Annotated in this window: 26 protein-coding genes, 2 tRNA genes and 1 pseudogene; 16 read left to right on the top strand and 13 right to left on the bottom strand. The window is 61.3% G+C overall.

Features of this window, described 5'->3' with window-relative positions; translation table 11 throughout:
• Window positions 1–36 precede the first annotated feature (36 nt).
• From V6M90_RS13105 to V6M90_RS13085, 5 genes are all read right to left on the bottom strand, one after another.
• Complete coding sequence (locus V6M90_RS13105; RefSeq protein ID WP_003174179.1) at window positions 37–480, bottom strand: YqaA family protein; 444 nt, start codon at window positions 478–480, stop codon at window positions 37–39.
• 3 nt (window positions 481–483) lie between these two features.
• Window positions 484–930 carry a DUF411 domain-containing protein gene (locus V6M90_RS13100; RefSeq protein WP_332846636.1) on the bottom strand — a complete coding sequence of 149 codons (447 nt, stop codon included), beginning with the start codon at window positions 928–930 and terminating at the stop codon, window positions 484–486.
• Between the two features lie 75 nt (window positions 931–1,005).
• On the bottom strand, window positions 1,006–1,470 hold the full coding sequence (locus V6M90_RS13095) for an SRPBCC family protein (RefSeq protein ID WP_003174177.1): 465 nt from the start codon (window positions 1,468–1,470) through the stop codon (window positions 1,006–1,008).
• Between the two features lie 81 nt (window positions 1,471–1,551).
• Window positions 1,552–3,546 (bottom strand): methyl-accepting chemotaxis protein, encoded by a 1,995-nt coding sequence (locus V6M90_RS13090; RefSeq protein ID WP_003174176.1) that lies wholly within the window; start codon window positions 3,544–3,546, stop codon window positions 1,552–1,554.
• A gap of 139 nt (window positions 3,547–3,685) precedes the next feature.
• Window positions 3,686–4,681, bottom strand: coding sequence for an aldo/keto reductase (locus tag V6M90_RS13085; protein WP_003174175.1), 996 nt, complete (start codon window positions 4,679–4,681; stop codon window positions 3,686–3,688).
• Between the two features lie 115 nt (window positions 4,682–4,796).
• Here V6M90_RS13085 and V6M90_RS13080 point away from each other — a divergent pair, with 115 nt between their 5' ends.
• A complete protein-coding gene (locus V6M90_RS13080) occupies window positions 4,797–5,714 on the top strand; it encodes a LysR family transcriptional regulator (RefSeq protein ID WP_003174174.1) in 918 nt (305 codons plus the stop codon).
• A 108-nt stretch (window positions 5,715–5,822) separates the two neighbouring features.
• A complete protein-coding gene (locus V6M90_RS13075; protein ID WP_003174173.1) occupies window positions 5,823–6,017 on the top strand; it encodes a hypothetical protein in 195 nt (64 codons plus the stop codon).
• A gap of 1 nt (window position 6,018) precedes the next feature.
• Here the strand turns inward: V6M90_RS13075 and V6M90_RS13070 are convergent, their stop codons facing one another.
• A complete protein-coding gene (locus V6M90_RS13070) occupies window positions 6,019–6,399 on the bottom strand; it encodes a fe2+ zn2+ uptake regulation protein (protein ID WP_305427196.1) in 381 nt (126 codons plus the stop codon).
• A 206-nt stretch (window positions 6,400–6,605) separates the two neighbouring features.
• Here V6M90_RS13070 and V6M90_RS13065 point away from each other — a divergent pair, with 206 nt between their 5' ends.
• Both V6M90_RS13065 and V6M90_RS13060 read left to right on the top strand, forming a co-directional pair.
• Entirely contained in the window at window positions 6,606–6,764 is a 159-nt protein-coding gene (locus tag V6M90_RS13065; RefSeq protein ID WP_003174171.1) for a hypothetical protein, read from the top strand.
• A gap of 75 nt (window positions 6,765–6,839) precedes the next feature.
• Window positions 6,840–6,913: transfer RNA gene (locus V6M90_RS13060), tRNA-Cys, on the top strand.
• Between the two features lie 224 nt (window positions 6,914–7,137).
• On the opposite strand, the gene V6M90_RS13055 is transcribed toward V6M90_RS13060, so the two are convergent.
• A complete protein-coding gene (locus tag V6M90_RS13055; RefSeq protein WP_003174170.1) occupies window positions 7,138–7,383 on the bottom strand; it encodes a hypothetical protein in 246 nt (81 codons plus the stop codon).
• Window positions 7,384–7,925 (bottom strand): annotated as a pseudogene (locus tag V6M90_RS13050) (N-acetyltransferase family protein). It abuts the gene before it with no gap.
• 361 nt (window positions 7,926–8,286) lie between these two features.
• Here V6M90_RS13050 and V6M90_RS13045 point away from each other — a divergent pair.
• Together V6M90_RS13045 and V6M90_RS13040 are read left to right on the top strand one after the other, a co-directional pair.
• Window positions 8,287–8,895 (top strand): LysE family translocator, encoded by a 609-nt coding sequence (locus V6M90_RS13045; RefSeq protein WP_003174168.1) that lies wholly within the window; start codon window positions 8,287–8,289, stop codon window positions 8,893–8,895.
• 342 nt (window positions 8,896–9,237) lie between these two features.
• Window positions 9,238–10,218: a GlxA family transcriptional regulator gene (locus V6M90_RS13040; RefSeq protein ID WP_332846690.1), complete on the top strand. Its 981-nt coding sequence runs from the start codon at window positions 9,238–9,240 to the stop codon at window positions 10,216–10,218.
• Window positions 10,219–10,429: 211 nt separating this feature from the next.
• Here V6M90_RS13040 and V6M90_RS13035 read toward each other — a convergent pair whose 3' ends face one another.
• From V6M90_RS13035 to V6M90_RS13015, 5 genes are read right to left on the bottom strand one after another with little or no spacing between them, the layout of a single operon-like run.
• A complete protein-coding gene (locus V6M90_RS13035) occupies window positions 10,430–11,668 on the bottom strand; it encodes an NAD(P)/FAD-dependent oxidoreductase (RefSeq protein WP_332846635.1) in 1,239 nt (412 codons plus the stop codon).
• A 3-nt stretch (window positions 11,669–11,671) separates the two neighbouring features.
• Window positions 11,672–13,243 carry an aldehyde dehydrogenase (NADP(+)) gene (locus V6M90_RS13030; protein WP_332846634.1) on the bottom strand — a complete coding sequence of 524 codons (1,572 nt, stop codon included), beginning with the start codon at window positions 13,241–13,243 and terminating at the stop codon, window positions 11,672–11,674.
• 59 nt (window positions 13,244–13,302) lie between these two features.
• Window positions 13,303–14,250, bottom strand: coding sequence for a dihydrodipicolinate synthase family protein (locus V6M90_RS13025; protein WP_305427192.1), 948 nt, complete (start codon window positions 14,248–14,250; stop codon window positions 13,303–13,305).
• Between the two features lie 33 nt (window positions 14,251–14,283).
• On the bottom strand, window positions 14,284–15,210 hold the full coding sequence (locus V6M90_RS13020) for a 4-hydroxyproline epimerase (RefSeq protein ID WP_332846633.1): 927 nt from the start codon (window positions 15,208–15,210) through the stop codon (window positions 14,284–14,286).
• A 12-nt stretch (window positions 15,211–15,222) separates the two neighbouring features.
• Window positions 15,223–16,848 (bottom strand): APC family permease, encoded by a 1,626-nt coding sequence (locus tag V6M90_RS13015; RefSeq protein WP_042944763.1) that lies wholly within the window; start codon window positions 16,846–16,848, stop codon window positions 15,223–15,225.
• Window positions 16,849–17,036: 188 nt separating this feature from the next.
• Here V6M90_RS13015 and V6M90_RS13010 point away from each other — a divergent pair, with 188 nt between their 5' ends.
• The 10 genes from V6M90_RS13010 to V6M90_RS12965 all read left to right on the top strand — a co-directional run bounded on the left by V6M90_RS13010 (window position 17,037) and on the right by V6M90_RS12965 (window position 25,886).
• On the top strand, window positions 17,037–17,816 hold the full coding sequence (locus V6M90_RS13010; RefSeq protein WP_332846632.1) for an AraC family transcriptional regulator: 780 nt from the start codon (window positions 17,037–17,039) through the stop codon (window positions 17,814–17,816).
• Window positions 17,817–17,900: 84 nt separating this feature from the next.
• The gene (treS, locus tag V6M90_RS13005; protein ID WP_078733337.1) at window positions 17,901–19,964 is read left to right on the top strand and encodes a maltose alpha-D-glucosyltransferase; all 2,064 of its coding nucleotides are present in this window, start codon (window positions 17,901–17,903) and stop codon (window positions 19,962–19,964) included.
• A 207-nt stretch (window positions 19,965–20,171) separates the two neighbouring features.
• Window positions 20,172–21,200 (top strand): phosphate ABC transporter substrate-binding protein PstS, encoded by a 1,029-nt coding sequence (pstS, locus tag V6M90_RS13000; RefSeq protein ID WP_003174158.1) that lies wholly within the window; start codon window positions 20,172–20,174, stop codon window positions 21,198–21,200.
• A 73-nt stretch (window positions 21,201–21,273) separates the two neighbouring features.
• Window positions 21,274–22,242, top strand: coding sequence for a phosphate ABC transporter permease subunit PstC (pstC, locus tag V6M90_RS12995; RefSeq protein WP_332846631.1), 969 nt, complete (start codon window positions 21,274–21,276; stop codon window positions 22,240–22,242).
• The gene (pstA, locus tag V6M90_RS12990; RefSeq protein WP_003174156.1) at window positions 22,239–23,132 is read left to right on the top strand and encodes a phosphate ABC transporter permease PstA; all 894 of its coding nucleotides are present in this window, start codon (window positions 22,239–22,241) and stop codon (window positions 23,130–23,132) included. Before pstC ends, pstA begins: the two co-directional genes overlap by 4 nt.
• A gap of 76 nt (window positions 23,133–23,208) precedes the next feature.
• Window positions 23,209–23,970, top strand: a complete 762-nt coding sequence (gene pstB / locus V6M90_RS12985; RefSeq protein WP_010210300.1) for a phosphate ABC transporter ATP-binding protein PstB — start codon at window positions 23,209–23,211, stop codon at window positions 23,968–23,970.
• Window positions 23,970–24,671, top strand: a complete 702-nt coding sequence (locus V6M90_RS12980; RefSeq protein WP_003174154.1) for a hypothetical protein — start codon at window positions 23,970–23,972, stop codon at window positions 24,669–24,671. The genes pstB and V6M90_RS12980 overlap by 1 nt, the downstream gene beginning before the upstream one ends.
• Window positions 24,668–25,258 carry a hypothetical protein gene (locus V6M90_RS12975; RefSeq protein WP_003174153.1) on the top strand — a complete coding sequence of 197 codons (591 nt, stop codon included), beginning with the start codon at window positions 24,668–24,670 and terminating at the stop codon, window positions 25,256–25,258. The genes V6M90_RS12980 and V6M90_RS12975 overlap by 4 nt, the downstream gene beginning before the upstream one ends.
• A gap of 99 nt (window positions 25,259–25,357) precedes the next feature.
• On the top strand, window positions 25,358–25,555 hold the full coding sequence (locus tag V6M90_RS12970) for a hypothetical protein (protein WP_003174152.1): 198 nt from the start codon (window positions 25,358–25,360) through the stop codon (window positions 25,553–25,555).
• Between the two features lie 244 nt (window positions 25,556–25,799).
• A tRNA-Leu gene (locus V6M90_RS12965) sits at window positions 25,800–25,886 on the top strand.
• The last annotated feature ends 135 nt before the right edge of the window (window positions 25,887–26,021 follow it).

Here is a 26,021-nt window from a genome sequence, read left to right as displayed (position 1 = left end):
CCGAAAAGGGGAGACTCGGATGCTGTTGACAGAGGATTAACGGGGGATTAACACCCACTGCAAGGTCACGGCAGCAAGCGCGCCGTAGCGTAAACCTTTGGCCAATGTCACCAGCAGCACAAACCGCCACAACGGCTCGCGCATCACGCCCGCCACCAAGGTCAGCGGGTCGCCGATGATCGGCACCCAACTGAGCAGCAGCGTCCAGTGCCCCCAGCGCTGGTAATGGTGACGGGCTTTTTCAAGCTGCTTGTCGCTCACCGGGAACCAGCGCCGCGCCTTGAAGTGTTCGACCCAGCGCCCCAGCCACCAATTGACCAGCGAGCCCAGCACATTACCCAGGGTGGCGATGCCCAGCAGCCACCACAGGTTGTAATGCCCACTGAGCAACAGGCCGACCAGCACGGCTTCCGACTGCAGTGGCAGCAGTGTCGCGGCGCCGAAGGCCGCGAGGAAAAGCCCCAGGTACCCCGTCAGCACCGATCAGTGCGCCGGGTATTGCGCCACCACCACATCCTGGCCTTCGCGCGTCAGGCCGATGACTTGATAGGCTTCGCTGCGACCTTCTACCTCCATGCCCGGCGAACCCATGGGCATACCGGGCACGGCGAGGCCCAGCAGGTCATCGCGCTTGCGCAACGCCAGCACCTGTTCAGCGGGTACGTGGCCTTCGACGAATTTGCCGTCGATCACCGCCGTATGGCATGAACCCAGGCGCGGCGCCACGCCCATGCGTTGTTTGACCGCGCTCATGTCGGCTTCGACATGGTCGTTGACCTTGAAACCGTTGCTTTGCAGATGGCTGATCCATTTTTTGCAGCAGCCACAGTTGGCGTCGCGGTGGACGTCGATGGGGATCAACTCGGCGGCATGGGCCAGGGTGGTGGTGAACAATGCTGAAAGCAGGGCCAATCGCAATGGGGTTTTCATTGAGTCTTCGTCCAATACCGTGCAGTAAGCCCGGCATTCTCCCTGCTTTTATGCGTGAGGCGCAGCGGTAATGTTTCAAATTGATGCGACGGGTGGGTGTTCCAGGCGGTGCTTGAGCCGGTCCAGCGCAACGGCCGACAGTTGGATCATGCGCTCATGCAGGCTGGCCAATTGCAATTCTGTTTCATAGGTCAGCACACGCTTGAACAGCGTGCCGTCGCTATGTGCTTGCAGGAAATAATGAATCGAGCCGTCGACGGCCAGAGACGTGAAGACGGTCTTGAACTCTTCGGGACGCCGGGCGATCTGTACGCGGTAGCTCATGGGCACGCGGATACCCAGCAGGTCGATCATTTCGGTAAAGCGTGCGCCGACGGGGAGGGAGCCGCCGGCGCCGGTGTCGGCACCGAGGGAAGTGGGGTGCCATTCATGCCAGCGATCCGGTTGGGTTACATAGTCGTAGACAGCCTCGATGGGGGCCTGGATATAGCGTTCCTGACTGACCTGCTCCAAGCGGACCGACTGCTCGACAGCGGGCATGGCACACCTCCTGTGTAGCGACTAGGAGCTGTGAGAATAGTCCGACTCCCGCGCATTGCACGGGAGTCTCCAGGCAATTTTTCAGCGAACTTTGAAGCGGCTCATCAATGCAATCACCCGGCCGTTGGCATCCAGCAGGCTTTGCGTATTGGTTTCAGTGGCATGGCCGCTTTCAACCAGCTCTTCGACCATCTGTCGGATCTGCACCATGCTGCGGTTGATCTCTTCGGTCACTGCGCTTTGTTGTTCGGCGGCGGTGGCGATCTGGGTGCTGAGGTTATTGATATGGCTCACCGAACCGGCCATTTCATCCAGGCCGGTGTTCACTCGTGCCGTGGCATCCGCCGCCGACTGGCAGCTGGCCTGGGTGTTTTCCATCGCGGCCACCGAAGAGCTCACACCGGTGGTCAGGCGCGCCAGCATCTCGTTGATCTGGGAGGTACTGGCCTGGGTACGTGCCGCCAGGGCGCGCACTTCGTCGGCGACCACCGCAAAGCCGCGACCCTGCTCGCCGGCGCGTGCCGCTTCAATCGCGGCGTTAAGCGCCAACAGGTTGGTCTGCCCGGCAATCGCGCCGATCACGCCCAGGGTCTCGGTGATGCGCGCGGCATCCTGGCGCATGTTTTCCACGGTGTGAGTGGCACTGGCGACTTCGCCGATCAAGGCGCTGACGCTGGTGGACGCTTCGCCTACCACCACCCGGGAGCGGTCGGCATGTTCATTGGCGCGCTGGGTGAACGATGCCGTCTCGGCCGCATTTTGCGCAACGTTGTCGGCGGTGGAGCTCATCTCGGTGATGGCGGTGACGGTCTGGTCGGTTTCCGAGGCGTGGCGCACCAGGATCTGGTTGGTGTGCGCCGAGGTCCGCTGCAATTGCTCAAGCCCCGACGACATGGCGCCGGTGGCCTGGGTCACTTCACCGATCATGTCTTGCAGATAGACGATAAAACGGTTCACCGAATGCCCGATCGCGCCCAGCTCGTCTTCGGCGCGAATGGTGATGCGTCGCGTGAGGTCGGCATCGCCGGTAGACAGCGCGTCGATATTGGCTTTCAGGGTTTTCATACGCTGCACCAACTGGCGGATCGCATACGCCGCCAGCAGCACCAGCATCAGCACCATGGGGATCTGCAACAGGGCCAGGCTGCCGAGCACGTCATCGCGCTGGGCGGTGATCAACGAAGTGGGCAGGGCGGTGGCAAGGAACCACGGCGTGCCTTCGATGGGACGCATGTAGAAGGTGCTGGCCACGCCGCCGTTATCGAATTCACTGCGTTGCAGGCCTTTGTCGCGATTGGCCAGGGCCTGGCTGACCTGGGCGGCAAACGCTGAAGTGGCGGTCAGTTCGCTGATGTTCTTCAACACCACCGGGCTGCTCAGGCGGGTACTGTTGCTGATGATCTTGCCGTCACCTTCGACGATCAGCATCTGCCCGCCGATGTCTTTTTCCTTGGCGGCCACCAGGTCGTTGAAAAAGCCCAGGGTCACGTCGATGGTGGCCACGCCGTAGGCTGCGCCGTCACGCTGGATCGCCATGGCGCAGTTGGTGCGCGGCTCCTGGCTGGCGTCGTCCTTGTAGGCCGCGGCCCAGGCGCATTGACCGCGCGGGGAGGCGAGGCCGCCCTTGTACCAGCTCTGGTCGTAGTAATTGGGCGCGGGGTCGCTGTTCCAGAAGGTGTTCACGGCCAGCTTGCCCGAGGCATCGCGGTGCCAGAAGGTGCTGTGTTTGTTGCGTCCCGGCGTACGCTGGTTGGGCAACGGCCAGATACCGCCACCGAAGACTTTCAGCTCGCCGTATTGATCGACCAGGCCAGGCAGGACCTTGTCGATGGCGTCACTGTCGAGCAACGGGATGGTTTGGGTGATGGTGCGTTGCTGGGCTTGAACCTTGTTCAGTTCGCCCTTGATCTGTTCGGCCACTTCGGCAATGCGGTTGAGCACCACCTGTTCTTCGGTGTGCCTGAGCGTGGGGGCGACCAACTGGCCGATACCGACGACAGTCAACACCAGCAGCACCAGGACGAACAGCACCAGAAACAGGGTATAGCGGGCTTGGATGGAGCGCAGTGGGGGCATGGGGCCGTCCTTACGAAGCGTTTATTGTCGACGCGGCTTTGTTAGAGCTTCGAAGGGCTATCGGCTTGGCGAGGAGGAGCTTTAGGTACGATGGTGCAGAAAAGACGGAGCGCCGACCAGCGGCGCTCCGACGGGCGTTTCAGATATCCAGCATGGCCAAGACTTCTTCGGGGTAGCGCAGGCCCGCCGTTGCATCGGCGGGGAAAATCGCATCCAGCGCAGCCAACTCTGCGGGGCTGAGGATGATCGATGTGGCAGCCACGTTTTCTTCCAGGTATTTGCGCTGCTTGGTCCCGGGAATCGGCACGATGTAGTCACCTTGCGCCAACACCCAAGCCAGCGCCAGTTGCCCGGCCGTCACGCCTTTGTCGGCCGCGAGGGTTTGTACCTGCTTCACCAGTTCGAGGTTTTTCGCGAAATTCGCGCCTTGGAAACGTGGGCTGAAGCGGCGGTAGTCATCGGCACCGAAGTCATCCGGGCTTTTCAGCGCGCCGGTGAGAAAACCCCGGCCTAGTGGGCTGTAGGGTACAAACGCGATACCCAGGCGCTGGCACGTCGCGAGGCAGCCGTTGTATTGCTGGTCACGGCTCCACAACGAATACTCGCTTTGCAGGGCACTGATCGGGTGCACCTTGTGCGCGCGCTCCAGGGTGGCGGCCGAGGCTTCGCTGAGGCCCAGGTAACGTACTTTGCCCTGCCGCACCAGTTCGGCCATGGCGCCGACGGTTTCTTCGATGGCCACTTCAGGGTCGATGCGGTGTTGGTAGTACAAGTCCAGCGTGTCCACGCCAAGGCGTTGCAAGGTGCCGTTGATGGAATCACGGATGTACTCCGGGCGGCCATTCACCCCGCGCAGCGCCGGGTTGGCCGGGTCGCGCACGATGCCGAACTTGCTCGCCAGGAACACCTGGTCGCGCTTGCCGGCAATGGCTTTACCGATCAGTTGTTCGTTGGTGTGCGGGCCGTACATGTCGGCGGTGTCGAGGAAGTTGACGCCAAGCTCCAATGCGCGGTGCAGGGTGGCGGTGGCTTCAGTGGTGTCGCTGCCTGGCGTATAGAAATCGGTCATGCCCATGCAGCCGAGGCCGATGGCGGAAACAGATGGGCCGTTTTTACCGAGTTGACGAGTGTGCATGGTGTTGCTCCATGTGAAGTAGGCGCCCATTGTCACGCTCGACAAAACCGGGATAAACAGGCTAAAACCGCTATCACTGTTCATGATTTCTAAATAATAAATGGAGCAATCGTCCTTGGACCGTTTCAATGCGATGCGTGTGTTCACCCGTATTGTCGAGCTGGGCGGGTTCGCCAAGGCGGCTGACAGCCTGCAACTGCCGCGTGCTTCGGTGACTGTCCTGATCAAACAATTGGAGGCGCACCTTGGCGTGCAGTTGTTGCAACGCACGACCCGCCAGGTCAATCCGACGTTGGATGGCGCGGCGTATTACCAGCGTTGCGTGCAGTTGCTGACGGACCTGGAAGAAACCGAAGCGGTGTTTTCCACCAGCCGGCGCAACCCGCGAGGTACGCTGAGCATTGATATGCCGTCGGGCATCGGCCGTTTTCTGGTGATTCCCGCATTGCCGACGTTCACTGCGCGTTACCCGCAGATCGAGTTGGAAATCGGCCTGAACGACCGTCCGGTCGACCTGATTCGTGAAGGGGTGGACTGCGTACTGCGCGGTGGCCTGGCGCTGGATGAATCACTGGTGGCGCGGCCATTGGCGATGATGGACCAACTGACCCTGGCCAGCCCCGACTACCTCGAGCGCATGGGCACGCCCGCCACGCTCGATGACCTGGCCGGGCACAGCATGGTGGAGTATGTCTCCACTGTCAGCGGCAAGCGTTTTGGCCTGGAGTTTCAGCTGGCCGGCGAGCTGCGCGCGATCAACCTGGCGAAAAGAGTGGCGGTGAACAGCTCCGATGGTTATCTCGCCGCCTGCCAGGCCGGGTATGGGTTGATCCAGGCGCCGTACTATCACGCGATCCAGGAGCTGGCACAGGGCACCCTGGTGGAAGTACTGCCGCAACTGGCCGTGCCTAAGATGGCGCTGACCGCGCTGTACCCGCCGCACCGCCAGTTGTCACAGCGGGTGCGGGTGTTCGTCGATTGGCTGGTGGAGTTGTGCGCGTGGCCGGACAGTGGTTTGCAGCGTCGGGCCTGACAGGCGTGCCTTCGGCGTCACGCTCAATCGCAATGTCGTAGGAGCCAAAGTGTTTTCCCGCCTGTAATATGCGGTCCGGCTACTTTCTTAAGGTTCAGGAACCCCGTCATGACTCAAAAGCAACGCTTGAAATACTCGATTCTGATCTCCCTGGTGGTACTGGGCTCGATGTTCGGCCTGTCCTACCTGCAGAACACCGGGGTAATCAGCGAAAAAACCTTCCAGTACATCGCTATTGCGATTGCTGTCGTGGTGGTGGTGATCAACGGCATCATGCGCCGAAAGGTCAAGCCGACCCTCTGAATCAGGCGCGACCTTCGAGTACCTTGGCGGCCTCTTCATGGAGGCTGTAGCTTTTATCGGCATTGAGGGTGATCACGCCCTCACTGCACAGACGCTTGAGCACCTCGCGCACGCTGAGAAACGACAACGGGATGCCCAGCTCCAGCAGATGGCTGTGCACCCCGCGCACCCCGAGGGTGCGCTGGTTGTCGGCAGCGGTGAGCAGGGCGTCGATGACCTTCAGCCGGATCAGGCTGGTGCGCAAACCAAAATACTTGAGCAAATGCCGAATGCGCTGGTTGCCCTGCTGCTCGGGCGACTGCTCGAGCGCGTGCGCGTCGCGGCCGAAATGGGTATCGGCGGCCGCTGAATGTCCTTCCTTGGGCACTGTCGGGTTGTACATGCAAAACTCCTTATCAGAGCCTGATCAGGAAAATGATGGCGCTCTTATGAAATAAGACGAACGAGCGAGCGAAATCATGAAGTGCCGGATGTAGAAATTTTGTCGGTATCGGTTTTGTCACACAGGCAACGGGCTGGATAAGCCGTGCTCGGCGCTGAATTTTCCTTGGTTGTTCGCGCTCAACCGGCGGGGCGGATGCGCCGGAAATGGCCGACGATCAAGGAATAGGGCAGGCACGCAACCCCTTGATGCCAAGGCGAAATATTTTTGAAATCAAGGGGTTGCAGGCAAAAGCAAATGAGTACATAATGGCGCCCATCGAACGCATTGAGGCATTAAAAACTTCAATGTATTCAATGAGTTAGAGTAGAGGCAGGGTTTTACCGCCCACTCAAGTTTTTATGCGGTGAATGTCAGCGGCAGGGGCATTGATCGTTTGAGGCCGAGTAGCAAAATGGTTATGCAGCGGATTGCAAATCCGCCTACGCCGGTTCGATTCCGACCTCGGCCTCCACTCTTGAAAACCCCGTAGATTAGCGTCTACGGGGTTTTTTATTGGCTGCGATTTGGTCATCGCTTCCGCAACTTTGCGGGCCGCGAAGCGACCCTCGCTCTTTGTTTACAAAGAGTGGGACTGCTGCGCAGTCCAACGGGAGCAAGCTCCCTCGCCACAGGTACAGTGTTCGTCGTTAACTGACTGACATCAGGGCAAGCCCGCTCCTAAAGTTGTGGGTTTGACTACAACCGGGTAATGCGCTGGGACTTGGCCTCACCGGCGTACACTGCCAGTTTTTCCTGCTGCGCTGCCAGCAACCCAGCCATCTTGAGCAACGCCGCCGTCTCGCTGGGCGTCTTGCCATTGGCCGCAATGGCGGTCAGCTCAACCACCGACCAACCGATGATCGCTGCCGCATCTTCCAGGTCGTAAAACAGTTCCTGCTGCGCGGTTCTGGGGCCGTCAAGGCCCTGTATCAGCTTTTTCATTTACTGCTCCGCTTGGCGCTGATTCAGTTCAAGGCCCATGACAACCATTCCGATTTGCGCGAGGTCCGTATTGAACGGAATCTCACCGATCGGGTCGGGCGAAACCCAAACCCTTGGTAAAACCGTTGAGCGTGTGAATTGCTCTTGAGCACGTCCAGCCACAGCAAGTGCTCGCCACGCCGCACCGCCTGGTCGCAGACAAACTGCAAAAGCTGCTTACCGTAGCCCCGTCCTGCGGCAGATTTGAGGAAGTAGATTTTTTGCAGCTCTGCGCCCGCTTCTCCGGTGATGGGTGCGGGTGTGGACCAGTTGACCTTGGAGAAACCAAGAGGTGTGCCATCTTCGTCTGAGGCGATAAGCCACGAATGACGGTCGGGAAGGTCAAGCGATCGGCTGAGCGAGTCGCTTGAGAAGTCCTGCGAGAGAAAGTCCTGCATGCCTGCGGGAGACCACAATGTCGAAAAATGCTCCCGGTAGGTCTCGCAGCCGACTGCGCGCAAGGTGTCGAGATCGGCTTCAGTCGCCGCACGAATGTTGATCATGTTTATCTCCGATTGATTCGCGCGATGCACTGATGTGTACCCACTACAACACAAACCCAACCAAGACGTTACCCGCGTTGAGCAATAGGCGAAAACGCGGCCGGCCCTGCACAATAGCCTGCCTGTTTTTGCCTGCGATAAATCCCGCACAAAGAAAAGCCCGCGTTGGGGAGCGCGGGCTAAAGGGGATGTTCACTAGGAGCTGCATTCACCTTAGGCGCTCGTCTGTGAAAGGTTTGTGAAAGCCCCTCAACTATTTATCGAAGAAGTGTATGCCTTGATTCGACCCTGGCTGTATGGGCCATCGGGCGACATAACCTACTACTGTCGCAGGCATATCTAAGCGTTTGGGTGCGCCATCATGTTTATGTCCAGCAGTCTGCTCTCGGCCTTTGTGCTGTTCGCCTTCGTGTCTTCGATCACGCCAGGTCCCAATAACACCATGCTGCTGGCTTCGGGGGTGAACTTCGGGTTCCGCCGCTCGATGCCCCATGCGCTGGGGATCAGTATCGGGTTCATGCTGCTGGTGATTTCAGTCGGCCTGGGGCTGGGGGAAGTGTTCAAGGTGTTCCCTTGGGCCTATACGGTGTTGCGCTATGTCGGAGCGGCGTATTTGCTGTACCTGGCGTGGAAGATCGCCACGGCGGCGGGCATGTCCGACAGCAACGATGAGCACGCAAAACCGATGACCTTTCTGGGCGCGGCAGCGTTCCAGTGGGTGAACCCCAAGGCCTGGATCATGGCGTTGGGCGCCATCACCACTTACACGCCGGCCGAGGGGTATGTCACTAACGTACTGGTGATCGCTCTGGTCTTTGCCGTGGTGAACCTGCCCAGTGTGTGCGTGTGGGCGGGCTGTGGCAGCGGCCTGCGCAATGTACTGCGCGAGCCGCGCTGGCTGAGGCTGTTCAATGGGGTAATGGCCGGTTTGCTGGTGTTGTCGCTGTATCCGATGTTGTTTGCCGGCTAAGCGCTAGACCGGCGAGATGGTCGCCAGCAGGCCGATGCCGATGGTCAGTACCAGAAAACCGAACAGGAAGAGTGCCATCTTGGTCATGTCGCCTCCGAGGGGAAGGGGAGTGGGAATAAGGTTATTGTCCGCCTCGATGGCATTTCAATACAGACGCAGGTAACAAAGAAAAAGCCGTATCAGATGGCCTCGCAACTGTTCTGCGGCGGGCCTTGGGCGTTTGTCTGTGCTTCAGGATCAGCGCCTGAGACAGCCGCCGCTTTTACCCCTAAGATGACGCCCACTGCATCAACAATAAGAGTGGGCCAACCCTCGATGGAAAGACGTCAATTCAGTGGCGGCATGAAAGGCAAAAACCTGCGCTACCTCAATGAAACCTCGCAGCCGACGTCGGTGACCCGCGTCGGCTTCCTGTTGCTCGAACATTTTTCCCTGCCTGCGTTCACCCAGACCCTCGACACCCTGGTCACCGCCAACCTGCTGCGTCCCGAGCTGTTCGCTTCGCGCACCTTCGTTTGGGACGACGGTGAAGTCATCAGCGACCTGGGCCTGGTGATTCGCCCGGATGCGCGTCTGGATGCGGTTGCGCTGCAAGACCTGGAACTGCTGGTCATCTGCGGCGGTTTTCGTACCGAGCTCAAGGCCAGCGATGGTTTCATCCACTTGCTGCATAACGCAGCCGAACAGGGTATCCACCTGGCCGGGCTGTGGAACGGAGCCTGGTTCCTCGGCCGCGCCGGCCTGCTGCAGGACTATCGCTGTGCGATTCACCCGGAACATCGCCCGGCGCTGGCCGAAGTGTCCAAGGCCACCCACGTCACCAGCGAACCTTATGTGATCGACCGCGACCGCCTGACCGCTTCAAGCCCATCCGGTGCGTTCCATATGGCGCTGGATTGGATCAAGAGCCTGCACGGTAAGGCCCTGGTCGAAGGCATTGAAGACATCCTGGCTTTCGAAGAGTCGCGCTACCGGCGCATCAAGCCCACCGAAAACGTCAGCGTCAGCGCGCCCCTGCGCGAAGTGGTGAAGCTGATGGACGCAAACCTGGAGGAGCCGCTGGAACTGGACCAACTGGCCGTCTACGCCGGACGCTCGCGCCGGCAGTTGGAGCGCTTGTTCAAGGAGCAACTGGGCACCACGCCGCAGCGTTACTACATGGAACTGCGCGTCACCGAGGCCCGTCGGTTGTTGCAACACACCGAGCTGTCGCAGGTGGAAGTGCTGGTGGCGTGCGGGTTTGTATCGCCGAGTCATTTCAGCAAGTGCTATAGCTCGTATTTCGGATATCGCCCCTCCAAAGAGAAGCGGTTGGTCAAGTAAGGTGCGCCTGACGGAAAGCCTGGTGCAAACATTGGGCTGTTGGCGGAATTTGCATCCGCCGCCGATCCCTCGTAGCAGCTGTCGAACTTTAGCGAGGCCGCGATGGCGGAGTGTCAGGCGATAAATAGGTTGGCAATGCCGCCGCCATCGCAGCCTCGCCGGGGCTCGACAGCTCCCACATCTGCATCAGCCGCTCAGCTGTCCCCCTTGTTCAAAAACGATCCAGTCGATACCGCCCAGGCTCCGGTAAATCCGTGCCGGTCGACACCAGTTGCCCGATCCTTTCCGCCGTCACCGCTGCCTGCGTCAATCCCAGGTGCTGATGCCCGAACGCAAGCAACACCTTTCCCTCACACACCCGATCAATCACCGGCAGTGAATCCGGCAGCGAGGGTCTGAAACCCATCCACGGCGTGGCGCCTTGCGGGTTCAGGTCTTCACCAAACAACCCCTTGCTCAACCGATGCAACTGCCAGGCGCGGGCCATGTTCGCCGGACGGTCAAGGCCGGCGAATTCCACGGTGCCGGCCAGGCGCAGGCCGCCGGTCATGGGGGTCATGATGAACTTGCGTTCAAACGAGGTGACGGCAAACGGCAGGCGCTGATGTTCATGGGGCAGCATCAGGTGGTACCCGCGTTCGGTGTCCAGCGGGATGTTTTTGCCGGTCAGGGCCGACGTGAGCCTGGCCGAATGGGCGCCGCAGGCGATCAGCACCTGGCGCGCGGTGAGCTGGCCCTGGTCGGTGCTCAATACCACGCCCTCAGCGTCAACCCGGGCATCGCGCACCTGGCGCGTGAGAAAATGCACACCGCTGGCTTTGGCTGCCTCCACCAGTTCGCAGAGTGTCTGGTAAGGATCGAGAAAGTGACCCGTCGCCGGGAAAAACAGCCCACCCTGGATCTGCTCGCTCAACTGCGGCGCGGCCTTGCGCACGGCTTCGGCGGACCAGAAATCCACCGGCACACGCTGTTGCCGCATGCGCTGTTGCAGGGCCTCCAGGGCGGGGCGCGAGTCCGCTCGCTCGAACACCAGCAGCGAGCCGTCTTCGCGCAGCAGCCCCGGCCGATCAATGCTGGTCAACAAGCGCCGCCAGGCGCCGAGGCTATCTTCATTGAGCGCGCGAATACCCGCGACGGTGCGCTGGTAGCGGGCCGGGCGCAGGTTCAGCAACAGGCGGACAAACCAGGGCAGGGCACGGGGCAGGTATTTCCAGTCCAGGCGCAGCGGGCCCATGGGGTCCAATAGCATCGCGGGCAAGCGCTTGAGGATCGACAGGTCGGCAATGGGAAACACCTGTTCGGTCGCCAGGTGCCCAGCGTTGCCATAGGAGGCCCCCATTCCCGGCTCCTGCTGGTCGAGCACCACGACGTGCCGGCCCTGGCGCGCCAACTGCAAGGCGCAGGCGACGCCGATAATACCGGCGCCGACCACGACGAAATCTTCGGCCATGGCCTATGCCTCCCTCTGGCCGTCGAGCAAGCGCCGCAGCAGCAACGGGTTGCCGTGCTGGAGCGCCTCGGGCAACAACGCATCCGGGAAGTCCTGATAGCACACCGGGCGCAGGAAGCGCTGGATGGCGGCCGTGCCCACCGAGGTGCTGCGTGAGTCCGACGTGGCGGGGTAGGGCCCGCCATGGACCATGGCGTCACACACTTCCACCCCGGTCGGCCAACCGTTCACGAGCAGGCGGCCGGCCTTGCGTTCAAGTACGGGCAACAGCGCTCTGGCGCTGGCCACGTCGTCTGCATCCAGATGCAGGGTCGCGGTGAGCTGGCCTTCCAGGTGCTCGGACACCCGGCGGACTTCGTCGGCATCCGCGCACTGCACAATCAACGAGGCCGCACCGAACACTTCGGCCTGCAATTGCTCATTGCCCAGGAACGCGCTGGCCTGAGTCACGAACAGATGCGCCTGGCCCTGATTGGGGCCGTCGGCCGCCAAGCCTTTCGCAGCGAGGTGGGCGTGTTCGCTCAATGCGCTGATACCCGCGGCATAGGCACTGAAGATGCCGGGGGTGAGCATGGTTTGCGCGGCGCAGTGCGGCAGTTGTTCGCGGGCGGCACTGATGAAGCGATCCAGGCCGCGCCCTTGAATGGCAATCACCAATCCGGGGTTGGTGCAGAACTGGCCCGCGCCTTGGGTCAATGACGTCATAAACCCTTGAGCGAGCGCTTCAGCCCGCGCCTCCAACGCTGCGGGAAACAGGTACACCGGGTTGATCGAGCTCATCTCCGCATACACCGGGATCGGTTCCGGCCGCGCTTGCGCCGCCTGGGTCAGCGCGATGCCGCCTCTGCGCGAGCCGGTAAAACCCACGGCCTTGATGCGTGGATCGCTGACCAGTGCCACACCGAGTGCGTAGCCGCTGTCGTAGAGCAGAGAAAACACCCCATCCGGCAAGCCGCAGGTCTTGACCGCCAACGCCACGGCCCGGCCAACCAGCTCACTGGTACCTGGGTGGGCGCCATGGGCCTTGACGATGACCGGGCAACCGGCGGCCAGCGCCGAGGCGGTATCGCCGCCGGCCACGGAAAACGCCAGCGGGAAGTTGCTGGCCCCAAACACCGCCACCGGCCCCAGCGCGATGTGGCGCTGACGCAGATCACCACGGGGCAGCGGCTGGCGCTCGGGCTGGGCGCTGTCGACGCGAACATCCAGCCATTCGCCGGCGCGGACGGTGCGTGCAAAGGTACGCAATTGCCCGCAGGTACGCCCGCGTTCGCCCTGGATACGTGGGCGTGGCAGGCCGGTTTCGGCGACGGCGCGCTCGATCAACTCATCGCCCAGGGCCTCGATCTGCGTGGCGATGGTCTCGAGAAACGTGGCGCGCACCTCCAGCGAGGTTTCGCGGTAGCTATCAAACGCCGCCCACGCCAAGGCGCAGGCCTGTTCGACATGCTCGGCGCCGCCACCGGCGTAGGCCGGTTCCAGGGGCTCGCCGGTGGTGGGGTTGATGGCTCGGATCGCTTCGCGATTGCCGCTGAGGGAGTGCTGACCGATCAGCATCGTGCCCGTCAAAGTCATGGGGTCGTCCTGAAAAAAGAGGGTGGGCCGCTGTGAACCGCACAGCGGCGCTTAAACAGTCAGTCGACGTTCTGCTCGGTCGACCAGTTGGCGTACCACTGGCGGAACAGCGCGTACTGGGTCTCGGCATACCGGCGTTGGGCGTCGCTGAGCACGTCGGTTTCATTGAAGTGCAGCTCGTAGCCCTTGTCGCCATTGAGCACCATCAAGTGCTTGTAATACAGCACCAGGTCGCAGCCTTCATCGAACGACGACAGCACTGCCAGCGCAGCCTCCAGCTCCCGCGCCTGGCGCCGGGCCTTGGCATCGCCCTTGGCCGCCTGTTTGCTCAGGGCCACCAGTTGCAGCACTTCGCGTGGCAACGCATTGCCGATGCCGGTAATGGCGCCGGTGGCGTTGCAGTTGACGAAGCCGTGCACCACCTGGGTGTCGACGCCGACCATCAGGGTCACGTTATCGTCCTGGGAGGTGATGTGTTCGGCGGCGTAGCGCAGGTCGGCACCACCGCCGAACTCCTTGAAGCCGATCAGGTTCGAGTGTTCGCGGCGCAGTTCGAAGAACAGATCGGCGCGGGTGGCGAAGCCGTAGTACGGGCTGTTGTAGATCACGGCCGGCAGGTCAGGGGCGGCCTTGAGGATCGCCGAGAAGTGCGCCTTTTGCGCGGTCGCCGAAGCCCCCCGGGACAGCACGCGTGGAATCACCATCAGGCCGTGGGCACCAACCTTGGCCGCATGGGCTGCATGGGCCACCGCTTCGCGGCTGTTCACCGCACCGGTGCCGACGATGGTCGGCACGCCGGCCGCCACCAGGCGCGCCACGCCTTCCTGGCGCTCGGCCTCGCTGAGCAGCGGCCAGTCGCCCATGGAACCGCAATACACCACGGCGCTCATGCCGATATCGATCAGCTCGCGGCCCTTGGCGACCAGTGCATCGAAATCCGGCTTGCGCGCGGCAGTGCAGGGGGTCATCAGCGCGGGGATGCAACCGGTGAAGATGTTGTCGCTCATGGTTCTAACTCCATTCAGTCAAAGAGAGGGGGTTCAAATACCCCAGGCAAAAGGGTCCTGCTCATCGATCAGCAAGGTGCTGTCGGCGGTCATGTAGGCACGGCCGGTAATCGCGGGAATGACACGTTCGCCGTCCCACTCGAAACGGCCTTCGAACTGGCTGCCGGTGATGCTGGCCTGTACCCAGGTTTCACCCTCGGCCAGTTTGCCGTCGGCGGCCAGGCACGCCAGTTTGGCGCTGGTGCCGGTGCCGCAGGGGGAGCGGTCGTAAGCCTTGCCGGGGCACATCACGAAGTTGCGGCTGTCGGCGTGGGCATCGTCGGCGAACAGTTCGATATGGTCGATCAGCGCACCGTCTGCGCCACCGATGCCCTCGTCTTCCAGGGCCTTGAGCATCGCCCAGGTGTAGTCGGTGAGGGCGTCGACATTGCTCATGTCCAGGGTCTTGCCATGCTCGGACACCAGGAAAAACCAGTTACCGCCCCAAGCGATATCGCCATGCACCGTGCCATGGCCCGGCACCTGCACCGGCACGTGCTGGCGATAGCGATAGGCGGGTACGTTGCGCAGGGTGACGGCGCCGTCTTCGTGCAAAGTGGCCGCTACCGGGCCCACCGGGGTGTCGAGGGTATGCACGCCGGGTTGGATGCGCCCCAAGTGGTGCAACGACGCCATCAGACCGATCGTGCCGTGGCCGCACATGCCCAGGTAACCGGCGTTGTTGAAGAAGATCACCCCGCAGGTGGCCCCCGGCGTGACAGGCGCGCAGTACAGCGCGCCGACCAGCACATCGTTGCCACGCGGTTCCAGCAGGCAGGCGCGGCGCCATTGATCGTGCTCGGTGCGCAGTGTGTCGAGCTGGTCGGCGATGGTCGCGCCCTTGAGTTCGGGGAATCCGTCCAGTACCAGGCGCGTGGGTTCGCCGCCGGTGTGGGAGTCGATCACATGCAGTCGCTTCATAACGAGCTCCAATCAGTGGGTAGCAGGCGACAGCGGGGCGCTGGCACGGGGTTCGTCGACGGCTTCACTTTCATCGGCTTCATGCTCCAGTTGCACCAGGTGCGCCGGTACGCCGGTGGCCGCGCCCCAGTAGTAAATGCCCAGCGCGCAGATCGCGACCACCAGCGTGTCGAATGGGTGGCTGATCACGCCGGTACCGCCAAAACTGCCGAGCTTGGACAGCAGGATAGTCACTGCGTAAAAGCCGATCAGCCAGGCCGACGAGCGCACTTGTTGTTTGAGGTTGACCAGCGCTGTCGGCACCCAGCGTGCGCACAGCAGGTACACCGCAAACATCAGGATCTGCAGGCCGAGCAGCCACGACACCGTGCTCCAGCCGGACCAATACACAATCAGCGCGGCGATGATGAACGACAGCGGACCCAGCACTGCCATGCCCTTGACCCGGAACGGCCGCGCCATCTGTGGCGCATTGCGGCGCAGCGCGGCGACGGTCACCGGGGCCACGGCGTAGCTGAGGATCAGTGCGGCGGACACCACATTGATCAGCGCTTCCCACGACGGAAACGGCAGGGTCCAGAATACCGACAAGCCAAAGGTCAGCCACAGCGCCGGGCGCGGGATGCCGGATTTTTCATCGATGCGCGTAAAGATCTTGAAGAACGTACCGGTCTGCGCCCAGCCATACACCACACGTGGCGTGGCGTTCATGTAGATATTGCCGCAGCCGCTGGGCGAGATCACCGCATCGGCCACCACCAGGTAGGCCAGCCAGCCCACGCCCAATGCCAGGGCGATATCGCGATAGGGCAACGCCAGTTCCTTGCTGATTCCGGCCCAGCCGTTGGCGAGCATCTCTGTAGGCACGCCGCCGAGGAATGCGGTTTGCAGCAGCACGTAGATGGCGGTCGACAACAGTACCGAGAGGATCAACGCAATCGGAATCGTGCGCTGCGGGTTCTTCACTTCACTGGCCACCGAGATGATCGGCGTAAGGCCCAGGTAAGCAAAAATCACCCCACCGGCCGAGACGGCCATTTCGATCCCCGACATCCCGAACGGCGCAAACCCGTGCGCCTGGAAATTCGCCGGTTTGAAGAAGGTGAACAGCACACCGATCACCAGCAGCGGCACGATGAACTTGAACACGCTCACCAGGTTATTGGCGATGGCGAAGGTCTTCACGCTGCGGTAATTGAGGATAAAAAACACACAGAGCAGGGCGAACTGCAGCAGCCAGCCCAGAGCGGTCGGGTCGCTGGAACCGGCCTTGGTCAACTCGGGAAACCAGGCCGCTGCATATTGGCGCGAGGCGACCACTTCAATCGCCACCAGGCTGGAAAACGCGATCAGCGTGATAAAGCCCATCAGGTAACCCAGCAGCGGGCCGTGGGAGTACACCGGGTAACGCACCACGCCACCGGCGCGGGGCAACGCCGCGCCCAGTTCGCAGTAGACGATACCGAGCAACAGCACGGCGAAACCACCGATCAACCACGAAATAATCCCGGCGGGGCCGGCGATTGCGGAGACGTGGCTGGCCGCGAACAGCCACCCGGAACCGAAGATGGCACCCAACCCGATGAAGGTCAGGTCCATCAATGAAAGCTGTTTCTTGAACTTGCCTTGAGCTGACATAGCGTCGCCTTCTTGTGAGTTATTGGACAGGCATGCAGTGGTCCTATCCTGAAGGCGAAAACCCTGTGGCGATTGATGTTTTTTGCCGGCATTGATGACGAATTCAGCACAGTGTGCGTCGCTCGACAGCGTCCTGGGCATCGGGCAATCTGCTACGCGTCGAGTGAATCAGCAGGGGATACACAGTGATGATGCACAGCGCATTTGCGAGCTTTTGCCAAGGCAGCGAGACGACGCGCCCCCACAGCGTCGCGCAGTTAGTGGCCGGTATGAAGCAGCTGTTGCCGATGCTGGATGTGATCCCCAATGCGGCCATCTTCATCAAGGACCTGGACGCCCGTTACGTCCTCGCCAACCGCACCCTGGTGCAACGCTGCGGCCTCAAACAGCTGCAACCGCTGCTGGGCAAGACCAGCGCCGAAGTGTTCCCGGCGCAACTGGGGCCGGGTTATACCGAGCAGGACCGCCGCGTGCTGGAGCAAGGTCTGGTGCTTGAAGACCAGTTGGAGCTGCATCTGTACGGCACCCGCGAACCCGGCTGGTGCCTGACCCACAAATGGCCGCTGTACGACCCTGAAGGTCGCATCATCGGCCTGGCGGGTATCTCCGTAGACCTGCAATCGGCGAGCGAAACCCACCCGGCGTATCAGCGGCTGGCAGCGGTGGACGAGCACATCCGCACCCACTTCACCCGCCGTGTCACCCTCGGCGAACTGACGCGCATCGCCGGTATTTCCGTGGCGCAACTGGAGCGTTACTGCAAGCGCGTGTTCCACCTCACTCCCCGGCAAATGATCCAGAAGGTACGGCTGGAACAGGCCCATCGCTTGCTGCACAGCGACCTGCCGATCACCGAGGTGGCGTTGCAGTGCGGGTATACCGACCACAGTGCGTTTACGCGGCAGTTCAAGGCTTCCACTGGGTTTACACCGCGTCAGTATCGCCAGGCGACACAAGGATTGGCCTAGCTGTCGCCATTGCAATGCAACGAATGGCCCGCGTCCCCCTCATATGTCTACGAGCAACGTTTCACAACGACAGGTACCAAGCTTATGACCGCGGCTGAAAACAACCATGTGAACTGGCTGGTGGAGCAATCGATGCTGCATGCGGCACGCCAGCGCGCCAAGCTCTATTCCGGGCAGGGCCGGTTGTGGCAACAGCCTTTTGCGCAGACGCGGCCGCGGGATGCTTCGGCGTTGTCGTCGGTGTGGTTTACCGCGTACCCGGCGTCGATCGTGACGCGCGAAGGCGGCACGGTGCTGGAGGCGCTGGGGGATGAAAGCCTGTGGCACGCCCTGTCGAAGATCGGCATCCAGGGCATTCATAACGGCCCGCTGAAAAAGTCCGGCGGCCTGAACGGCACGCGGCACACGCCGACCATCGACGGCAATTTCGACCGCATCAGCTTCGAGATCGACCCGCAACTGGGCACCGAGGCGCAACTGCAGGCGTTGACGCGCATGGCGGCGGCGCACAATGCGGTGATCATTGACGATGTGATCCCGTCCCATACCGGCAAGGGCGCGGATTTCCGCCTGGCCGAGATGGCGTATGAGGATTACCCCGGTCTCTACCACATGGTTGAGATCCGCGAGGAAGACTGGCCACTGCTGCCCGAAGTGGCCGAGGGGCGCGATGCGCAGAACCTCAGCCCATTGCAGGTGGATGCACTGCGCGACAAGCACTACATCGTCGGCCAGTTGCAACGGGTGATCTTCTTCGAGCCTGGCGTCAAGGAAACCGACTGGAGCGCCACGCCTGTGGTGATCGGCGTGGATGGCAAGCCGCGTCGCTGGGTGTACCTGCATTACTTCAAGGAAGGCCAGCCGTCGCTCAACTGGCTGGACCCGACCTTTGCCGCGCAACAGATGATTATCGGCGATGCGCTGCACGCCATCGACGTGATGGGCGCGAAGATCCTGCGCCTGGATGCCAACGGTTTCCTGGGTGTGGAACGCAAGCTCGATGGCACCGCCTGGTCGGAGAGCCACCCGTTGTCGATCACCGGTAACCAACTGCTCGGCGGGGCGATTCGCAAGGCGGGCGGCTTCAGCTTCCAGGAGTTGAACCTGACGGTGGATGACATCGCCTCGATGTCCCATGGCGGCGCCGACCTCTCCTATGACTTCATTACCCGTCCCGCATACCAGCATGCGCTGCTGATGGGCGATGCCGAGTTCCTGCGCCTGATGCTGCGCGAAATGCATCGCCAGGGCATCGACCCCGGCTCGCTGATCCATGCGCTGCAAAACCACGATGAACTGACGCTGGAGCTGGTGCACTTCTGGACCCTGCACGCCCATGACAGCTTTCTGTACCAGGGCCAGACGTTCCCCGGCAACATTCTGCGCGAGCACATCCGCGAGCAGATGTATGAGCGCCTGACCGGCGAGCATGCACCGTACAACCTCAAGTTCGTGACCAATGGCGTGTCGTGCACCACGGCCAGCATCATCACGGCGGCGTTGGGTATCCGGGACCTCGATGCGATCACCCCGGCGGATATCCAGCAGATCCGCCAGATTCATTTACTGCTGGTGATGTACAACGCCATGCAGCCGGGGGTGTTTGCCTTGTCTGGCTGGGACCTGGTGGGGGCCTTGCCGCTGGCGGCGCAAGACGTCGCGCATTTGATGCAGGACGGCGACACTCGCTGGATTCATCGCGGGGCCTACGACCTGGTGGACCTTAACCCCGACGCTGAATTGTCCGCCGGGCAGATGCCGCGCTCGAAAAGCCTGTATGGCAGCCTGAACAGTCAGTTGCAGGACCCCGAATCGTTTGCCTCGCAACTGCAAAAAATCCTCGCGGTCCGCCGCGCCTACGACATCGCCGCCAGCCGTCAGATCCTGGTGCCGGATGTGCAAAACCCGGCACTGTTGATCATGGTCCATGAACTGCCGGCCGGTAGAGGCACGCAAATCACCGCGCTGAACTTCGGCGCCACGTCGATCACCGAAACCGTGAACCTGCCTGATATCGCGGCGGGGATGGTGGTGGACATCATCAATGAGCGGGTGGAAGGCGACCTGACGGAGGAGGGCGTGTTTACCATCAATCTGGACGCCTATGAAGGGCTGGCGTTGAGGGTGGTCAGCACAACCCCGATGTAACACGCGGCCTTTCAGGCGCTGGAGTGCCCTGCGCGGGTGACGCTGCGGCAGGGCACTTGGTCGCAATTTGTTACGAACTCGTCGCCTCAAAGACCCCTATCGCGTTGCTGGAAGAGCACATCACGGCGTTTTGCCACTCCACGTTCATAAAACCGTAACAAGATTGTTGCAGAGTTCCGGAGCCCGAAATCACTAGGATTCTCCTGAATGAAACGTCTGATGAAGTCTGCTGCACTCGCCGTCGCGGTTTCTCTGGGTGCCACTTCGGTGTTTGCTGCCGAAAGCATCCGCCTGACCGGTTCCGGCGCAAGTTTCCCGGCGCCGATCTACCTCACCTGGTTCAAGGATTTCAGCAAGAAAACCGAGGGCGTCACCGTTGACTACCAGTCCAAGGGGAGCGGGGCGGGTGTACAGGACTTTCTGAACAAGACCGTCGACTTCGCCGCCAGCGATTCGGCGATGAAAGACGAAGACATCGCCAAGGTCGCCGAGGGTGTGCAACTGCTGCCGATGACCGCCGGTGAAATCGTGCTGGCCTACAACCTGCCGGGCAACCCGAAGGGCCTGAAGCTGCCGCGTGACGTGTACTCCGACATCTTCCTGGGCAAAATCACCAAGTGGAACGATCCCAAGATCGTCGCCGCCAACCCGGACCTGAAACTGACCGATACGCCGATCACCGTCGTGGTGCGTGCCGACTCCAGCGGCACCACCGCCGTGTTCACCAAGCACCTGTCGGCCATCAACCCTGGCTTCAAGGAAGCAATGGGTGAAGGCAACACCGTCAACTGGCCTGCCACCGACAAGTTCATCAAGTCGCCCAAGAACGATGGCGTGACCGCCACCGTGCGCCAGACCCCAGGCGCGATTGGCTACATCGAATACGGTTTCGCCAAGCTGGCCAAGGTTGACTTCGCCCAGTTGCAGAACAAGGCCGGCCACTACGTGGTGCCGAACGCCGAAAGCGGTGCAGAAGCACTGGCTGCGGTGAAAATGCCGGAAAGCCTGGTGGCCTGGCTGCCGGATCCGGACGGTGCCAAGTCCTACCCGATCACCTCCTACACCTGGATGATCTTCCGCAAGGACAACGGCAACCCGGCCAAGGCCAAAGCCATGCGTGAAATGGTCGAGTACAGCCTGACCGAAGGTCAGAAAATCGCTGACTCGATGGGCTACATCCCTCTGCCAGCTTCGGTAGTCGATCAGGTTCGCAAAGCTTCCGCCAACATTAAGTAAGGCTTGCCAGGTCACGCTCGGCATGGGCGGTCAGCCATGCCGGCGTGCTTCCTCCCTGTTTCGGAATCAACCCATGAACACTCCTTTTGTCGTACCGGTTAACCCGGACTCTGCGTGCCAGCCGCCGTCCACCAAGGACTTTATGGTTGATCGCACCTTCCGTGCGCTTGCACGCATCGGCGTGGTGCTGGTGCTGGCGCTGGTCTTCGCGCTGGTGTTCGAAGTGGGGCGCAAGGCATTGCCAGGTATGGAAAAGCACGGTTTTGATGTGCTGTTCGGCAGTGTCTGGGACGTTAACCAAGGCAAGTACGGCATTCTGCCGGCAATCTGGGGCACGCTGTACAGTGCCTTTATCGCGTTGCTGATCGCCGGTTTCTTCGGTGTCAGCATGGCGATTTTCCTCACTCAGGATTTTCTTCCCGCCAAGCTGGCTGCGGTATTTCGCACCATCGTCGAATTGCTCGCGGCCATCCCCAGCGTGGTTTACGGCCTGTGGGGGATCTACGTAGTGATCCCCGCCATTCGGCCGCTGACGACCTGGTTGAGCACCGAGCTTGGGTGGATCCCGTTTTTTGGCACGTCCCTGAGCGGGCCGGGCCTGCTGCCCGCCGCGCTGGTACTGGCGATCATGATCCTGCCGACGATTGCGGCGGTGTCCCAGGACGCGCTCACCGCGGTGCCGATGAAAACCAAACAGGCTGCCTACGGCATGGGCACGACGCATTGGGAAGCGATTCTCAAGGTGATGGTGCCCTCGGCGGCGACCGGCATCTTCGGCTCCCTGGTGTTGGGCCTGGGCCGCGCCCTGGGTGAAACCATGGCCCTGGCGATGCTGGTGGGTAATGCGAACAACATTTCCCTTTCCCTGTTTGCCCCGGCCAATACCCTGGCGGCCTTGTTGGCGCTGAACTTTCCCGAAGCCGGGCCGAACGAGATCGAGGTGTTGATGTATGCGGCGTTGGTGCTGATGTTCATCACGCTGCTGGTCAATGTCGCGGGTTCGATGATCATGCTCTACGCCCAGCGGGGGACCAAACAATGACCAACCTCTCCACGCCTACCGCTGCGCTGCCCAGCCTGCAGCGCCGCTTCGAAGGCCGTGCCCTGCGCAGCCTGGTCTTGACCTCGTTGGTCTGGTTCGGCGCACTGCTGGCCGCCGTGCCGCTGATCTCCGTGCTTTATATGCTGATTACCCGAGGCGGTGCACGCCTGAGCCTTGAGGTGTTTACCGAGTTGCCGCCCACCGGTTTCGAAACGGGCGGCGGCTTCGGCAATGCCATGGCGGGCACCTTTGTCATGGTCGGTATCGCGGCGGCGATCGCCGTACCGGTCGGCATCCTGGCAGCGGTGTTCCTGGCGGAGCTGGGGCCCGACAGCAAGCTTGCGAACGCATCGCGCTTCGCCGCCAAAATGCTCACCGGCTTGCCGTCGATCCTGGCCGGCGTGTTTGCCTACGCGCTGGTGGTGATGACCACCGGGACCTACTCGGCCCCGGCAGGTGGGGTGGCGCTGGCGGTGCTGATGCTGCCGATCGTGGTGCTGACGGCCGAAGAGTCGATGAGGATGGTGCCCAAGATCATGAAGGACGCCGCCTACGGCATGGGCTGCACCCGCTCGCAGGTGATCTGGAAAATCGTGCTGCCCACCGGCATGCCCGCAATCCTCACTGGCGTCATGCTTGCCGTGGCCCGCGCCGCCGGCGAAACCGCGCCCCTGTTGTTCACCGCGCTGTTCAGCAACTACTGGATCTACCACGACGGCAGCCTGGCTGTCATGAATCCCACGGCGTCCCTTGCCGTGCTGATCTACAACTTTTCCGGCATGCCCTTCGACAATCAGCTTGAGCTCGCCTGGGCGGCCTCGCTGGTGTTGGTGATGATCGTGCTGGTCGTGAATGTCGTGAGCCGTATTTTCGGCAAACCCAAGTATTAAGAACGGGAGCACCTGAATTTTGAACTTACCCAATGCGCAAATAGCCGCTCCGTTTGTTACCCAGTCGCCTGTGGTCATGGACTGCAAGCTGGACAAGATTTTCTACGGCAACTTCATGGCCGTGCGTGACAGCCATGTGCCTATCGAAAAGAACAAGATCACCGGCTTCATCGGGCCTTCCGGTTGCGGCAAAAGTACCGTGCTGCGCAGCCTCAACCGCATGAATGACCTGGTCAAGGGCTTCCGCTTCGAGGGCCATGTGCACTTCCTCGGCCAGGACGTGTACGGCAAGGGCGTCGATCCCGTGGTGGTGCGTCGCTACATCGGCATGGTGTTCCAGCAGCCGAACCCGTTCTCGATGAGCATCTTCGATAACGTCGCCTTTGGCCTGCGCCTCAATCGCTACAAGGGCGATTTGGGCGACCGCGTGAAACATGCGCTGCAAGGCGCCGCGCTGTGGGACGAGGTCAAGGACAAGCTCAAGGTCAGCGGCTTGTCGCTCTCCGGTGGTCAGCAGCAACGTCTGTGCATCGCTCGCGCTATTGCCACCGAGCCGGAAGTCTTGCTGCTGGATGAGCCGTGCTCGGCACTCGACCCGATCGCCACTCGCCGGGTCGAAGAACTGATGGTGGAGTTGAAGAAGGATTACACCATCGCGCTGGTAACCCACAACATGCAGCAGGCGATTCGCGTGGCCGACACCACGGCGTTTTTCTCGGTGGATATTTCCCAGGGCACCCGCACCGGCTATTTGGTCGAGATGGGCCCCACTGCGCAGATCTTCGAAAACCCGCGCGAGCAAATGACCGGTGACTACATCAGCGGTAAGTTCAGCTGATGATTGCAACACGTCGTCTGGACTTATCGGCTATTGAGCGCGCACTGCGTGAGCTCCAGCGTCACTTTGCCGCGCTCAGCCGGGACTTTACCGAGCCACGCGACCCGTTGACCGACGAGGTGCTGCAGAACGTGCTCGAGGGGTATGCCCTGATTGACGACTACGTTGCGCGCGGTGTCGACCTGTTCGATCTTCAGCAGTTGAACCTGATGCTGGAGATCAATGCCACCGTGCTCTGCGGCAAGAACCCGGCACGCCGGCAGGAATACGCCCAGCACCTGGCGGCGACCGAAGAACACTTCTTCAACAACGTTGAAGGCGGCATCAAGGATTTGTACAGTTGGTACTGCAAGCATCACAGTGAATCGGTCTGGAAGCGTGCCGCGGGGGTTTACGTGCGGGGCCTCAGCAAGCCGCAGTTGTTCATCGAGGGCAATCACCGCAGCGGCTCGCTGATCGTCAGTTACCTGCTGATGCGCGAGGGGCTGCCGCCTTTCGTGCTGACCCTGGATAACGCCGAGGGCTACTTCAACCCGTCCTCGGTCATCCGTAATTCCGCCAAGCATGGCGTCAAGGCGTTGTACGAGTTGCCCAAGATCAAGAAAAAATATGCTGCGTTCCTGGAGAATAACGCTCCAGATCCCATGAAGTTTTTCCTGCACGACACGCCTGCGTCCGTCTATCAGGGCGGTTATCGATGAGAAGGTATTCGGTGTTGCAGACAATCAAACGCGCGTTCAAGCGACCGCGTATCCGTATTTCGTTCGATATCGATGACACGCTGGCCTGCCAGCTTCACCACAGCGCGACCGAACACAGCCGGTTGCCGGCCTGTCTGCATCGTTGGTTGGGCGAACCACTGCGCCACGGCGCCCGTTCGCTGACGCGTGAGCTGCGTCGCCAGGGATGCAGTGTGTGGGTCTATACCTCATCCGGTCGCACCCCGTCCTACATTCGACGTTGGTTGTTGCTGTACGGGATCCACGTCGACGGTGTAGTCAACAGCGTGCGGCATAACCAGGCCCTCACCGAACGCGGGCTGTCGAACCCGCCATCGAAGTTTCCGCCGGCGTTCGACATCGACTTGCACGTCGATGACTCCGAAGGCGTGCAGCTTGAGGGCCATGACCACGGTTTCCGCGTGGTCGTGGTCGATCCGCAAGACAAACAGTGGGCCCAGCGCGTGCTGGAAGCCGTTGCGCAGGTGCAGGCGCAGTTGGCTCGACAGCAACCGCACCGTTACAAGATGCCGGTGGGGGTGTATTCCGGGCTGACGGTTAACGGTTGAGGGTTGGGGACGCCATTCGTCTAAACCTTGGCACCTGCGGTCACCCGGCGACTCTTATCGTCAAGCGCGGATATTCCGAGCCCAGAACGGAGAGCCAGCATGGATATCGACAAGAACGCCCCCGGAAACCTTTCACAACAGGCGGTGACCCGCAATACGGACAACGAGACAGGGCACGATCCGAGGCATGATGAGGATAAAATCCCACTGCCGCCGGACGACGAAGCACCGCTCGAAGAGGATATGTCTGATGTGGAGGCTGCCGAGTCGGTGACGAGCGAACATCCTGAGCATTGATGCGCAGTGCGCAACCACGGTCCCGGCCTTCGCGCCGGGATTTTAGTGTGCGCTGGGCAGCGCGAGGAGGATTTTGGCCAGGGTCTGCCGGGCTATTGAGGCTGCGACTATTCCTCCAGATGCTTACCTAGCCCTCTGATCTAGCAAGCTTTTTCACCCGTTCGGTGATTCAAGAAAGCTGCCCCGCATCCTTGCATCGAAGCGCCTGGATCTATATATTCCCAACCCTGCAACACGCGCTGCCGCCCGAATGGCGAAACTGGTAGACGCATGGGACTTAAAATCCCCCGCTCGTAAGGGCGTGCCGGTTCGATTCCGGCTTCGGGCACCATCTTTTGTTCCACTGACCGCCAGTAACGTCCGTGGAGCCCTTTAAAAAACCCGCCTTTTCAGGCTGTGTGAAAACACACTGATGGTGGTTCCAGCAAACGCCCCGACTTGTTCGGGGCGTTTGCGTTTGTGCTCA

It is taken from the genome of Pseudomonas lactucae (assembly GCF_036688725.1).
In the GTDB taxonomy this organism is placed as follows: Bacteria; Pseudomonadota; Gammaproteobacteria; order Pseudomonadales; family Pseudomonadaceae; genus Aquipseudomonas; species Aquipseudomonas lactucae.
The sequence above is the reverse complement of the archived record's forward strand: the minus strand, read 5'-3'. Positions and strand labels throughout refer to the sequence as shown.

What these genes read in the sequence shown, in the direction of transcription:
- V6M90_RS13045 (WP_003174168.1), top strand. Translation starts at nt 8,287, where the DNA reads ATGTTTATGTCCAGCAGTCTGCTCTCGGCCTTTGTGCTGTTCGCCTTC.
- V6M90_RS13020 (WP_332846633.1), bottom strand. Translation starts at nt 15,210, where the DNA reads ATGAAGCGACTGCATGTGATCGACTCCCACACCGGCGGCGAACCCACG.
- V6M90_RS12980 (WP_003174154.1), top strand. Translation starts at nt 23,970, where the DNA reads ATGATTGCAACACGTCGTCTGGACTTATCGGCTATTGAGCGCGCACTG.
- V6M90_RS13100 (WP_332846636.1), bottom strand. Translation starts at nt 930, where the DNA reads ATGAAAACCCCATTGCGATTGGCCCTGCTTTCAGCATTGTTCACCACC.
- V6M90_RS13095 (WP_003174177.1), bottom strand. Translation starts at nt 1,470, where the DNA reads ATGCCCGCTGTCGAGCAGTCGGTCCGCTTGGAGCAGGTCAGTCAGGAA.
- treS (WP_078733337.1), top strand. Translation starts at nt 17,901, where the DNA reads ATGACCGCGGCTGAAAACAACCATGTGAACTGGCTGGTGGAGCAATCG.
- V6M90_RS13085 (WP_003174175.1), bottom strand. Translation starts at nt 4,681, where the DNA reads ATGCACACTCGTCAACTCGGTAAAAACGGCCCATCTGTTTCCGCCATC.
- V6M90_RS13010 (WP_332846632.1), top strand. Translation starts at nt 17,037, where the DNA reads ATGATGCACAGCGCATTTGCGAGCTTTTGCCAAGGCAGCGAGACGACG.
- V6M90_RS13075 (WP_003174173.1), top strand. Translation starts at nt 5,823, where the DNA reads ATGACTCAAAAGCAACGCTTGAAATACTCGATTCTGATCTCCCTGGTG.
- pstB (WP_010210300.1), top strand. Translation starts at nt 23,209, where the DNA reads ATGGACTGCAAGCTGGACAAGATTTTCTACGGCAACTTCATGGCCGTG.
- V6M90_RS13025 (WP_305427192.1), bottom strand. Translation starts at nt 14,250, where the DNA reads ATGAGCGACAACATCTTCACCGGTTGCATCCCCGCGCTGATGACCCCC.
- pstC (WP_332846631.1), top strand. Translation starts at nt 21,274, where the DNA reads ATGAACACTCCTTTTGTCGTACCGGTTAACCCGGACTCTGCGTGCCAG.
- V6M90_RS13035 (WP_332846635.1), bottom strand. Translation starts at nt 11,668, where the DNA reads ATGGCCGAAGATTTCGTCGTGGTCGGCGCCGGTATTATCGGCGTCGCC.
- V6M90_RS13090 (WP_003174176.1), bottom strand. Translation starts at nt 3,546, where the DNA reads ATGCCCCCACTGCGCTCCATCCAAGCCCGCTATACCCTGTTTCTGGTG.
- V6M90_RS12970 (WP_003174152.1), top strand. Translation starts at nt 25,358, where the DNA reads ATGGATATCGACAAGAACGCCCCCGGAAACCTTTCACAACAGGCGGTG.
- V6M90_RS13065 (WP_003174171.1), top strand. Translation starts at nt 6,606, where the DNA reads ATGGCCGACGATCAAGGAATAGGGCAGGCACGCAACCCCTTGATGCCA.
- V6M90_RS13015 (WP_042944763.1), bottom strand. Translation starts at nt 16,848, where the DNA reads ATGTCAGCTCAAGGCAAGTTCAAGAAACAGCTTTCATTGATGGACCTG.
- pstS (WP_003174158.1), top strand. Translation starts at nt 20,172, where the DNA reads ATGAAACGTCTGATGAAGTCTGCTGCACTCGCCGTCGCGGTTTCTCTG.
- V6M90_RS13055 (WP_003174170.1), bottom strand. Translation starts at nt 7,383, where the DNA reads ATGAAAAAGCTGATACAGGGCCTTGACGGCCCCAGAACCGCGCAGCAG.
- pstA (WP_003174156.1), top strand. Translation starts at nt 22,239, where the DNA reads ATGACCAACCTCTCCACGCCTACCGCTGCGCTGCCCAGCCTGCAGCGC.
- V6M90_RS12975 (WP_003174153.1), top strand. Translation starts at nt 24,668, where the DNA reads ATGAGAAGGTATTCGGTGTTGCAGACAATCAAACGCGCGTTCAAGCGA.
- V6M90_RS13030 (WP_332846634.1), bottom strand. Translation starts at nt 13,243, where the DNA reads ATGACTTTGACGGGCACGATGCTGATCGGTCAGCACTCCCTCAGCGGC.
- V6M90_RS13070 (WP_305427196.1), bottom strand. Translation starts at nt 6,399, where the DNA reads ATGTACAACCCGACAGTGCCCAAGGAAGGACATTCAGCGGCCGCCGAT.
- V6M90_RS13040 (WP_332846690.1), top strand. Translation starts at nt 9,238, where the DNA reads ATGAAAGGCAAAAACCTGCGCTACCTCAATGAAACCTCGCAGCCGACG.